Here is an 11,920-nt window from a genome sequence, read left to right as displayed (position 1 = left end):
TGATTACAAAAAATCTGAGCATTACTTAAATCAACGGTTGCGCATGGTATTTTATTTAAAACACTTTCAATATTTTCACGTTTATACAAGCTATTCCTGTAAAACTTATCATAGTATCTGAGTAAAATAGAAAAGCATTCATGCAAATTATTTTCATACAAAAAATTAATTGCAGTTTTAGTTTCAAGTCCTCCCAATCTTTTTTGTATCCTCATTATAGATTTCTCCAATTCTTCTTTTTCAAATTTTCCATATATTTCGATAATATGTTTAAGCCTTTCCTCAAAAGGGATATCAAGAAAATATAATGGACTTCTTCTCATGTCTTTCCAAATCTTATTGGGAATACCAACCTTTCCTATATGTCTGCTTTCGTCTTCAATCCAGATCTCAGGAGGTAATTTTTTCGAATAAGGTTCGCCGTCAGTTTCCTTTTGATTTTCTGTTTTGGCAGCATTGCATAATTCTATTGCAAGAAGATTTTCAAACATTTCCTGCCCCGGCTGAGAATTTTCGCCTAATGACCCAAAAGCTGATCCTTTATGATTGGCCAGTTTCTCAAGATTTATTACTCTGAAGCCCTTCTTCTTCATTTCTTCCAGTAAACCGGTTTTGCCCGATCCGGTGAAACCACCAAGCATATTTATTTCATATTCTTTTTCAAATTGTGCAAGTGCCCATTTGCGAAACGACTTATATCCGCCTTTAAGAGTAAATACTCTAAAACCAAATAAATTTAATAGCCAGGCAACCGCTCCGCTTCTCATGCCTCCGCGCCAGCAATGAACAAGTACTGTATTTTTATTGCTTTGCAGGTATTCTTTATTTTTTGACTTGAAGAATAATTCACTATACTCTTCCACTTCCGGAAGAATTAATTTCATTCTTTCTGAAAAATGATCAAGCCCAATTTTTACAGCGTCCTGGCGGCTTTGGTGTTTATATGCCGTTCCAATAGCCCTTCTTTGATCATCTGTGAATAAAGGAAGAGCAAAAGCACCTGGAATGTGAGCATGTGAGTATTCAGCCGGACTCCTAACGTCAAATACCGGATATCCATTTGAAAGTTCTAAAAACACTTCTATATCAATTTGCTCAATGGCCACCGCTATAAAATTAATGCTTGAATAAAAAAACCACTGCTGACAGTGGTTTCATAAACTTATATTCAGGTTTGATTATCCATTCATTGAAGTAAGAAACTCCATATTATCTTTGGTTCCTTTCATATTTTTCATCAAAATATTAATAGCTTCTTCAGGATTCATATCTGCCATGTGATTTCGAAGAACCCACATGCGCTGTAATACTTCCTTATCAAGTAAAAGATCATCGCGCCTTGTGGACGATGCAACAATATCTATGGCAGGGAAAATTCTGCGGTTTGACAACCGGCGATCCAACTGCAATTCCATGTTACCTGTTCCTTTAAATTCTTCAAAAATAACTTCATCCATTTTGCTGCCTGTATCAACTAATGCAGTCGCTATTATTGTGAGAGACCCGCCGAATTCAATCTTACGTGCCGCACCAAAGAATTGCTTAGGCTTCTGCATAGCATTTGCTTCAACTCCCCCAGACAAAACTTTTCCGCTAGCCGGAGAAACGGTATTGTGAGCACGGGCAAGCCTTGTAATACTATCCAGTAAAATCACAACATCGTGTCCACATTCCACCAGGCGCTTGGCTTTTTGCAACGCCATCGTGCTTACTTTTACATGTTTTTCGGCTGGTTCATCAAAAGTTGAGGCAATCACTTCTGCTCTTACACTGCGCTCCATATCGGTAACTTCCTCTGGTCTTTCATCCACTAAAACAATCATTAGATAACACTCGGGGTGATTTGCTGCAATTGCATTGGCAATTTCTTTCAACAACATTGTTTTACCGGTTTTTGGCTGGGCAACAATAAGTCCTCTTTGTCCTTTACCAATAGGCGTAAACAAATCAATTATCCTTGTTGAGAGATTGGTTGGCGTTAAAAATAAATTCAATTTTTCAAAAGGAAAGAGTGGGGTCAAGTAATCAAAAGGCACCCTGTCACGAACTTCGTCCGGTCCTTTACCATTTATGGTTTCAACTTTTAATAAAGCAAAATATTTCTCACCTTCCTTTGGTGGACGTACCGAGCCGTACACCGTATCTCCCGTTTTTAGTCCAAATAATTTAATTTGAGATGGCGAAACATAGATATCATCTGGTGAAGAAAGATAGTTGTAGTCGCTACTTCTTAAAAAACCATAGCCATCGGGCATCATTTCCAGCACACCTTCGGCTAAAATTACTCCATCAAATTCAATATTGAACGCAGGTTCTTTCTTATGTGGAAAGCCCTTTTGCTGACTTTGGAAACCGTTGTTCAACGGCGGTTCCATTATTTCTTCTTCATTTTCATCATTCAGCAATTCTACCAGGCTAGGTGCAATAGATTTTGGATCTGAAAGTTCTTCTACTATTTTTTTGGTAGGCCGGGGTTCTCCAGCAGCGACGGCGTCTTCATCTTTGTGTTTTTTTACTGGCTTCTTCTTCTCATCAGCCTTCTTATGCTTCGCCTCTTTGGCCGAATCTTCAACAGTATCTTCTATAGGAGCTTCCTCTTTGGCCGCTTTATCAGAAGCCACTTTGACTATCCTTTTCCTCTTAGGCTTTTCGGCCTTTTCGGACTCAGCGGAGGTTTTTTCAGTGTTATTCATTACTGATTGTTTATCAAGAATTTTATAAATTAATTCCTGCTTTTCTAATGTTTTTGCGTCGGAAATATTTTGTTGTTCAGCTATATCGAGCAACTCCGGAACGAGCATATCGTTCAGTTGTAAAATGTCATACATAAAGAGACGTGTAGATTAATAATCAAACGAGCCTGAAAATTGCAAAATCTAAATTTTGATGATTTATTATGGAATGGATTCTATTAAAACGTATTATCGAGGAGACCGTAGCAAAGGAGTACCAGTCAGCTTTCTTCTGCAATAATACGGCAATTTTCTAAAAAAAAAGAAAAATATTAATAAATTATGAATTCTATGCCGATGCCTTACTCTAATATATAAACAAATTGATACAATTGTAATAAGAACCGAATTTTCTCTCTTGAATCTATTTCGTCTTATTTTATATTTGCAACAATTCAAAAAAAGAAATGTTTAACGATAGGATAAGAATAAAGAAGATTTTAGGCGGTGATTTAGTAAATCAAACTATAACAGCCATGGGCTGGGTTCGAACTTTCAGGAACAACCAGTTCATCGCTCTAAACGATGGAAGCACAAATAATAACCTTCAGGTAGTTGCAGAATTAGGCAAGTTTGAGGATGATTTATTGAAAAGAATTACTACCGGAACTGCATTAAAGGTAACAGGAGAAATTTTAGCTTCTCCGGGGAAGGGGCAAAAATTTGAATTAAAAGCAAGCAGTATTGAAATTCTGGGGGATAGCGATGCAGAAAAATTTCCTTTACAACCCAAAAAACACAGTCTTGAATTCTTGAGAGAAATCGCTCATCTTCGTTTTCGTACAAATACTTTTGGTTCGGTTTTTCGGATAAGACATTCGCTGGCTTTCGCAATTCACAAATTCTTTAATGATAAAGATTTTGTTTATCTCCATACTCCCATAATAACTGCATCCGATGCTGAAGGTGCGGGTGAAACTTTTCATGTAACAAATTTCGATCTCTTGAACCCCTCGAAAAATGAAGATGGTTCGATAAATTATAAAGATGATTTTTTTGGACGTGCAACAAACCTTACTGTAAGCGGCCAACTTGAAGCAGAACTTGGTGCTTTAGCATTATCTGATGTGTATACATTTGGTCCCACTTTTCGTGCGGAGAATTCCAATACAGCACGCCACCTTGCTGAGTTTTGGATGATAGAACCGGAAATGGCTTTCAGCGATCTGGAAGATGACATGAATCTTGCGGAAGAATTTATTAAATACATTATTAAATATACTTTAGAAAACAATCGTGAAGATCTGGATTTTCTTGCAGCACGTCTCTTAGAAGAAGAAAAGCAAAAGCCACAAAACGATCGCAGCGAAATGGGGCTTATAGAAAAACTCCAGTTTGTAACGAATAATAAATTCGAGAGAATTACTTATACCCAAGCAATCGAAATATTAAAGGAATCGAATCATAATAAGAAAAAAAAGTTCCAGTACTTAATTGATAAATGGGGGGTGGACCTGCAAAGTGAACATGAAAGATATTTAGTTGAAAAGCATTTTAAAAAGCCGGTTATCTTAACCAATTACCCAAAAGAAATTAAGGCGTTTTACATGCGGCAAAATGATGATGGCAAAACAGTCGCTGCCATGGATATCCTGGCGCCAGGCATCGGGGAAATTGTAGGCGGTTCTCAAAGAGAAGAGAGGCTCGACAAGCTGGAAGAGCGCATGAACGAAATGAATATCCCTTCAGAAGAGTTATGCTGGTACCTCGATACGCGAAAATTTGGCTCCTGTCCCCATGCCGGCTTCGGATTAGGCTTTGAACGTCTCGTTCAATTCGTAACTGGCATGAATAATATACGTGACGTTATTCCTTTTCCAAGGTTTCCAAAGAATGCTGAGTTTTAATGGATTGGGTTTTTTTGTTTTTGCAAAAATGAATGAATTCGGGTTCCCACATTTTCTCTTATGTTTTCATAGAAAAGGTTATAATCCGCAATGTGATAATTTTTGATTCTAAGAAATACGCTTCCAAAAAACCTGGGTTTGTTTACCCACAAAACATTGCCGTGAATTTGGGCATGAACTAAACCCGGAATCAATTTATTGAAGTTTCTCAGCATGCCTCCTTTGTTTAATCGACCCGGTACAACAACTGTATCCATTGTCCAGGAAAGAGGATTGATAACATACGCTTTCACGGTCTCCTCAGCTACATACGGCGCAATATATCCTTCCTTAAATGTTCTCCAGCTAACAAAACAACCAGTGGCTGTAGAATCAGTACATGGTTTCAGTTGAGTAAAATAATTAGTGAAAACCGGCAAGCCAATAACATAAGCACAAACCAATTGTTCTTGCAGTGGCTCACCCTCGAAAAATTCTTTTAGTAATTTGCCAGCATGCCAGGTCCCCTGACTATGGGAGGCGATAATAATTGGTCTTCCATGATTATAATTTTTCAAATAATAAATAAATGCCGCTCTTACATCTGAATATGCAGTATCAAGCGCAGCCTCTCCTTTTTGTTTATCTTTTGCGTAAAACGCCTCGAGGTTGGCTTGTCTGTATCGTGGAGCAAATACTCTGCAATATTTATTGAATACGCTTGCCTGGTAAAGGATTGATTTATCATCAGTCTTCCTATTAATTTCCTTATTATCAATATCTGCATTCCATCCCATTGGCATTTTTTTATCAGTATAAGAAGTTGGATAAATGAAAAAAACATCTGCCAGGGAATCTTTACCTTGTCTCTTCAATGGAAAAGGAACATTTTCCGATGGATCATATTTATCCGGATTTGCTGCCCAATAATATAAATTACTGTAGTCGGGCCTCCCATTTTCGCTTTTGAAATCATAACTAACGGAACTGATATACTTTTGCGTTGAGCAAGAAGGCAAATAAAAAACACCTATAAATAAAATAGTGCTATGTAAAAATCTGAATAAAAAATTTCTTTTGTAATTTGTCATGCTCAAAGCTACATTCACAATTCTAAATGTAAATAATAAGCTTATGACAATTCCTGTTGTTGATTTGAATGATTTTGTCAAAGGAACTTCTGAAGAAAAATCAGCCTTTGTTCAGGAGCTTGGTAAGGCTTATGAAGACGTTGGGTTTGTAGCTGTAAAAAATCATGGTATACCTGGTGACCTTATTGCCGATCTATACAAGTACGTACAACAATTTTTTTCTCTTCCTGCTGAAATGAAAAAGAAATTTGAGGATCCTGAGTTAGCCGGCCAGAGGGGTTATACGTCATTTGGAAAGGAACATGCGAAAGGAAGCCTCGCTCCGGACCTAAAAGAATTCTTCCAGTATGGTCAAATTGTTCCTGATAATCATAGTTTAAAACCACAATACCCGGACAATATAAAGGTTGATGAGATTCCCGGATTTAATGAAACGTTTTTCAAGGCTTATCGGGCATTTGAAAAATCAGGGAAATCGCTCTTGCAGGCCATTGCGTTGTACCTAGATCTTAATGAACATTATTTTGATGATTTCGTAGAAGAAGGGAACTCGATAGTTCGTGCTATACATTACCCACCAATTACTTCAGAACCAAAAAGTGCCATTAGAGCTGAACAACACGAGGATATCAATCTTATAACCTTACTGGTTGGAGCATCGGCAGATGGCTTACAAATTCTTACCAAAAAGAATGAATGGGTTAACGTTACGTCCCTTCCAGACCAGATCGTTGTAAATGTAGGCGATATGTTGCAGCGCCTTACAAATAACAAATTGAGAAGCACTACACACCGTGTCGTAAATCCTCCTAGAGAGCTATGGCACACCTCGAGGTTTTCAATTCCTTTTTTTCTTCACCCCAAATCGAATATGAGCCTGGCAGCGCTTGAAAGCTGTGTTGATTCAACCCATTTAAAAGAGTATAAGGATATTACAGCAGGGGAATACCTCGATGAAAGGTTAAGAGAAATTGGACTAAAAAAATAAAAATATATTTTTATTAAGCAGGATTAAAAACTCATAATTTAAAGTTTATAGAATTTACACATGGTATTGTTCAGGCATGTTCCCTATCTAAAGGCTGTTTTTTTTTATACAATTTCTGCCTTTGGCGGACCGCAGGGCCATTTCGGAATGATGATGAAGACTTTTGTTGAACGGAGACGTGATATTACAAAGGAAGAATTAATGGAATATCTTGCTTTTTGCCAATTATTGCCAGGAGCAACTTCAACACAAACTATTACTTTAATTGGCTATAAACGAGGTGGCGTTCCCTTGGCAGTCCTAACGCTAATAATTTGGATTTTACCGGCGAGTATTATTATGGGCAGCTTCTCATTTCTGGTTCAATATGTTAACACTTATCATGTAACTCTAAATATATTTTCCTATGTGCAACCTATGGCTGTTGGTTTCATCGCTTTTGCTGCACTAAGGATGTATAAGATATCAATCAAAAGCCCCATCACATTTATAATAATGCTGGTGGGATTATTCGCAACTTACTTTTTGTTTAAAACTCCTTGGGTATTTCCCATACTCATTATACTTGGCGGTGTCGTCACAAATTTTAGTGACAAGAGGATTCCGGAAAAAGAAAATATAAGGCCAAAGCAAATAAAATGGACCAATATCTGGTTGTTTGTTCTACTATTTCTGATTGTTGGTTTTCTAAGTGAAACCGCACGCAGGCACAATTGGCAGGATAAAAGAGCCTTTAATCTTACAGAGAATGTCTATCGATTTGGAAGCCTCGTTTTTGGCGGTGGTGATGTTCTTATGCCTATGATGTATGAGCAATATGTTGTAAGAAAAAAAACCCAGTATTTAACGAAAGAACAATACCTGACTGGGTGGGGTTTGGTAAGAGCTATACCCGGCCCTGTATTTTCCGTAGCATCTTACACGGGTGGCATGGTTTTGAAGGATAGCGGCAAATATATGCAACTGTTGGGTTGCATAATAGGGTGCGTTGGAATTTTTCTGCCAAGCGCTTTATTGGTTTTATTTTTCTACCCGGTTTGGCATAATCTAAAAAAGTACGTTGTAGTTTTTAGAGCACTTGAAGGTATTAATGCAGTCGTGGTCGGAATAATGGGCGCCGCTTTTCTTTATCTACTAAAGGATATTTCGATCACCGCATTAAATACGGTAAGTTTTGTGAACATATTTGTGATTATAATGACTTTCGTGCTGCTGAACTTTACGAAAATAAGGTCGCCTTACATCGTGATGGGTTGCCTGCTTCTCGGGTTGGTCATTTAGGTCTTAACCATAATACTGATGTTTTTCGATTTCGTCTTTTACTACATCCGGCACCAGAAACCTTATTGATTTCTTCAGTTGGATTAACTCACGTATATGCGTGCTCGATATTTCAAGTAGTGGCGCCTTAAGTATTGTGACTTTGGCATCAGGCATTTCTGTTACTTTAAACCCTGGCCGTTCGTAAATGTATATTTCGTAGTTTTTTAAAAGCATTTCATAATTTTTCCACTTTTTAATGTTGGTAAAACTATCACTACCCATAATTATTGAGAACGAATTTTGTGGATATTTTTCGGTGAGATACGTCATTGTCTCAATAGTATAAGAAGGTTTTGGGAGTGTAAACTCAACGTTAGAGGTGCGCAATTTTTTCTCGCCCTCAATACTCAGATCTATTAAATGTTTGCGGTGATGTTCATTTAACAATGTTCCTTCTTTTTTAAGAGGATTTTGAGGAGAAATTACAAACCAAATTTGATCTAAATCGCAATTGTTTGCTATGTAACTAGCTATAATTAAATGCCCCACATGTATAGGATTAAACGAGCCAAAATACAAGCCGATATTCAACAGTTTATATTTTTATTTACTAAAGAAGTTCCACATTAATTTTTTCTGCCTCATCGAGTCGAAGACTCAAAGAATAGCCGGAAACCATAATATATATCGGATCTCCGAAAGGAGCTTTTTTCCAAACGATAATTTCTTCTTCAGGAAGGCAGCCCATTTCCATTAACTTAAGAATTATTTCATCATTTTCAAATGACTTAATTTTTACTTTTGTTCCTGTTTTTACCTGCGCTAAATTCATACTAATAATCTTGAGGTAAATATATCATTCATCTTTTGTACTTTTTTCGATTATAGAAATACTACATATTGAAAACAATTAAGTTTAGCAATAATGATATCTCCCCACGTATTAAAGATAAAAAGGAATTAAAACTCTTTCTTATGTCGGTTTTCGCAAATGAGAATATCGAATTTAAATACGTTTCTTATATTTTTTGTCGCGATGCATTTTTGTTAAACCTTAATAAAAAATACCTGCGCCATCATACATATACCGATATTATCACTTTTACTTTCTCTGGTGAACTAAAACCGATCTCTGCTGAAATATACATCAGTGTTGAACGGGTTCGGGAAAATTCAATTTCATTAAAAGTCGATTACCAGGAAGAACTTCTTCGTGTTATGATTCACGGGATTCTACATTTATGTGGATTTTCAGACCATACAACCGAAGAAAAGATGCTTATGAGACAAAAAGAGAATTTTTACCTTTCAAAATACCGTTTCACGTGAAACGTTCCACGTGGAACAAATTTTTCGCTTGTTTCAAATTGGGTAAATTTGCCAAATGTTCCAAGAATATGATGTAATTGTAGTCGGCGCGGGTCATGCGGGGTGCGAAGCTGCCGCCGCTGTAGCCAATTTAGGCGGAAAGGTGCTACTTATCACCATGAATATGCAGAACATGGGGCAAATGAGCTGTAATCCCGCCATGGGAGGTATTGCGAAAGGACAAATTATACGAGAAATCGATGCTCTTGGTGGATTTTCGGGAATTGTGACAGATGAAACGATGCTCCAGTTCAGGATGCTGAACAAAAGCAAAGGGCCGGCAATGTGGAGCCCAAGGGCACAAAGTGATCGCCAGCAATTCTCAATTAAGTGGAGGCTCATCTTAGAAAGTTTGCCAAACCTGGACTTTTATCAAGATTCAATAGTTGGTCTTCGCAAAAAAGATAATCGTATCACAGGTGTTATAACTGCATTGGGCCTCGAAATCCAATCCAAATCAGTAGTCCTTACAAACGGCACCTTTCTAAACGGAATAATTCATATAGGGGAAAAGAAGTTAACGGGAGGTAGAATGGCTGAAAAATCCTCTTTCGGAATTACTGAACAATTAATAAGCTGGGGATTCGAAAGCAATCGTCTTAAAACCGGTACCCCTCCAAGAATAGACGGGCGTTCTCTTGATTATTCAAAAATGGAAGAACAAAAGGGAGATGCACAAATAGAAGGATTTTCATTTTTAAAAACAAGGAAACCAAACAAGCAATTGAGTTGCTGGATTACCTACACAAACCCGGAAGTACACCGAATTTTACAATCAGGTTTTCATGCAAGCCCCATGTTTCAGGGAAGAATACAGGGACAGGGACCCCGCTACTGCCCAAGTATAGAAGATAAGATAAACAGATTTGCAGAAAGAGAAAGGCATCAACTTTTTGTAGAACCGGAGGGGTGGGAGACAATAGAGGTCTATCTCAATGGATTTTCTTCTTCCCTACCAGAAGAGGTACAATATGAAGCTCTCAAAAAAGTTCCGGGCTTTGAAAAATGTAAGATGTTTAGACCCGGCTATGCGATTGAATACGATTATTTCCCTCCCACTCAACTAAAAAACAACCTTGAAACTAAATTAATTGAAAACTTATTTTTTGCCGGTCAAATTAATGGTACCACAGGCTATGAAGAAGCGGCTTGCCAGGGCCTCATTGCAGGAATCAATGCAAATCAGGCAGTAAAAGGTATTGAACCGCTTGTCCTAAAACGAAACGAAGCATATATTGGTGTGTTAATTGATGATCTTATAAATAAGGGTACGGATGAACCGTATAGGATGTTCACCAGTAGGGCTGAATACAGAACGTTATTACGACAGGACAATGCAGATTTAAGGTTGACAGAAAAAAGTTTTAGACTTGGCCTTGCTTCAGCAGAAAGAATGAGTGCAGTAATTACCAAGAGGTCAGAAACTACTCAACTCTTAAAAATTCTGGACGAATTAAAAATGGAGCCTGATCAAATCAACAATTATCTCGCGAAAGTCAATTCTTCTCCCATAAATCATAAACAAAAAGCTTCGCAATTAATTGTAAGACCAAATGTAAATTTGGAGGGGCTCGCCAGACACTCCACATTGGTTAATGAACTCATTCAGTCGTTTTCGCCCGGAGCATTGCAGCAGGCAGAAATTGAAATTAAATATCGGGTATATCTGGAAAAAGAAGAAGAACTGATTAAGAAAATGAATACACTTGAAAACCAGATAATACCGGATAATTTCAACTATGAGAAGATAATATCGCTGTCAAATGAATCGAGACAAAAATTTATCAAAATAAAGCCACAAACTTTAGGACAAGCCAGCCGAATAAGTGGCGTAAATCCTAGTGATGTGCAAATACTTATGGTTTACATGGGCAGATGATAAACTAAATACAAACTTTATAAATGCTAATAATGGATTTACTTTTTACCCCACAAACTTCAAAAGCCAACGTCTTTTCTAAAGTAGAAAATTTCTTGTTGGAAAAAGGCTTTGCTATAACTAACATTGACATGAATCGCCCTTGGGGTGGTTTTTTTGTAATAGATGAATCGCAAGCTTCAAAATTCAAAAGGGAATTCTTTCAAGACGTTGCCGAGGAGAGTGGCGCAGACGTCGGCAAATTAAGTCCTAAGATTTTAATCGTCGAAGGAAACAAAAGGCTCAGTTGGCAATACCATCACCGCAGGTCCGAAATATGGAAAGTGATTGGGGGGGTAGCGGGGGTAAAAAGAAGTGATAATAACGATGAGGGCCATCTTGAAACAAAAAAAGTCAATGATCTTATTTCTCTGAAAAAAGGCGAACGACACCGGCTGATAGGACTCGATTCCTGGGGAATAATTGCAGAAATATGGCAACATACCGATCTGGATCATCCAAGTGATGAGGAAGATATCGTTCGTGTGCAAGATGATTTCGGAAGGTAATTGCGTTTATTCGTATACGTTAGTATCGGTGTTTTATTGTAAAAAAAGAGGAAGCATATTTCAAAATATACTTCCTCTGAAAGTGACAAAGAGGACAAAAATAGTTGGTAAAATCTTTTGAAAGGTTGTACTGGAAGGGGTTTCAATGAAGTAAATTGAAACCCTTTTCAATTTCGGATATTATGACAAAAAAAATCTTGCTGGGGTTGCGGTAGTAATAAAGTT

General features: G+C 37.5%; 11 protein-coding genes. 6 read left to right on the top strand and 5 right to left on the bottom strand.

The window, feature by feature from the left end:
• Window positions 1–1,106: tRNA 2-selenouridine(34) synthase MnmH (mnmH, locus tag ACO1O5_RS22535; RefSeq protein WP_486274324.1), on the bottom strand; the 1,106-nt coding region annotated here is incomplete at its 3' end.
• A 72-nt stretch (window positions 1,107–1,178) separates the two neighbouring features.
• On the bottom strand, window positions 1,179–2,828 hold the full coding sequence (gene rho / locus ACO1O5_RS22530) for a transcription termination factor Rho (protein WP_486274322.1): 1,650 nt from the start codon (window positions 2,826–2,828) through the stop codon (window positions 1,179–1,181).
• A gap of 311 nt (window positions 2,829–3,139) precedes the next feature.
• Here rho and asnS point away from each other — a divergent pair, with 311 nt between their 5' ends.
• Window positions 3,140–4,579 (top strand): asparagine--tRNA ligase, encoded by a 1,440-nt coding sequence (gene asnS, locus ACO1O5_RS22525; protein WP_486274320.1) that lies wholly within the window; start codon window positions 3,140–3,142, stop codon window positions 4,577–4,579.
• Here asnS and ACO1O5_RS22520 read toward each other — a convergent pair.
• Complete coding sequence (locus ACO1O5_RS22520; RefSeq protein WP_486274318.1) at window positions 4,576–5,649, bottom strand: DUF3089 domain-containing protein; 1,074 nt, start codon at window positions 5,647–5,649, stop codon at window positions 4,576–4,578. The two genes, asnS and ACO1O5_RS22520, sit on opposite strands and share 4 nt — an antisense overlap.
• A 43-nt stretch (window positions 5,650–5,692) precedes the next feature.
• Here ACO1O5_RS22520 and ACO1O5_RS22515 point away from each other — a divergent pair, with 43 nt between their 5' ends.
• Window positions 5,693–6,637 (top strand): isopenicillin N synthase family dioxygenase, encoded by a 945-nt coding sequence (locus ACO1O5_RS22515; protein ID WP_486274316.1) that lies wholly within the window; start codon window positions 5,693–5,695, stop codon window positions 6,635–6,637.
• Between the two features lie 60 nt (window positions 6,638–6,697).
• Window positions 6,698–7,918: a chromate efflux transporter gene (gene chrA, locus ACO1O5_RS22510; RefSeq protein ID WP_486274314.1), complete on the top strand. Its 1,221-nt coding sequence runs from the start codon at window positions 6,698–6,700 to the stop codon at window positions 7,916–7,918.
• A gap of 3 nt (window positions 7,919–7,921) precedes the next feature.
• Here the strand turns inward: chrA and nadD are convergent, their stop codons facing one another.
• Both nadD and ACO1O5_RS22500 read right to left on the bottom strand, forming a co-directional pair.
• Window positions 7,922–8,491: a nicotinate (nicotinamide) nucleotide adenylyltransferase gene (gene nadD, locus ACO1O5_RS22505; protein ID WP_486274312.1), complete on the bottom strand. Its 570-nt coding sequence runs from the start codon at window positions 8,489–8,491 to the stop codon at window positions 7,922–7,924.
• A gap of 19 nt (window positions 8,492–8,510) precedes the next feature.
• Window positions 8,511–8,732 carry a FeoA family protein gene (locus ACO1O5_RS22500; RefSeq protein WP_486274310.1) on the bottom strand — a complete coding sequence of 74 codons (222 nt, stop codon included), beginning with the start codon at window positions 8,730–8,732 and terminating at the stop codon, window positions 8,511–8,513.
• 68 nt (window positions 8,733–8,800) lie between these two features.
• On the opposite strand from ACO1O5_RS22500, the gene ybeY reads away from it, so the two are divergent.
• Genes ybeY through ACO1O5_RS22485 form a run of 3 tightly spaced genes read left to right on the top strand, consistent with a single transcriptional unit; the run spans window position 8,801 to window position 11,695 of the window.
• On the top strand, window positions 8,801–9,229 hold the full coding sequence (gene ybeY / locus ACO1O5_RS22495) for an rRNA maturation RNase YbeY (RefSeq protein WP_486274308.1): 429 nt from the start codon (window positions 8,801–8,803) through the stop codon (window positions 9,227–9,229).
• Window positions 9,230–9,284: 55 nt separating this feature from the next.
• On the top strand, window positions 9,285–11,147 hold the full coding sequence (gene mnmG / locus ACO1O5_RS22490; protein WP_486274306.1) for a tRNA uridine-5-carboxymethylaminomethyl(34) synthesis enzyme MnmG: 1,863 nt from the start codon (window positions 9,285–9,287) through the stop codon (window positions 11,145–11,147).
• Between the two features lie 32 nt (window positions 11,148–11,179).
• Window positions 11,180–11,695, top strand: a complete 516-nt coding sequence (locus ACO1O5_RS22485; RefSeq protein WP_486274304.1) for a cupin domain-containing protein — start codon at window positions 11,180–11,182, stop codon at window positions 11,693–11,695.
• Window positions 11,696–11,920: the final 225 nt, after the last annotated feature.

The organism is Ginsengibacter sp. (assembly GCF_057362405.1).
Note: the sequence above shows the minus strand (reverse complement) of the source record. Positions and strands in the feature narration are given on the sequence as shown.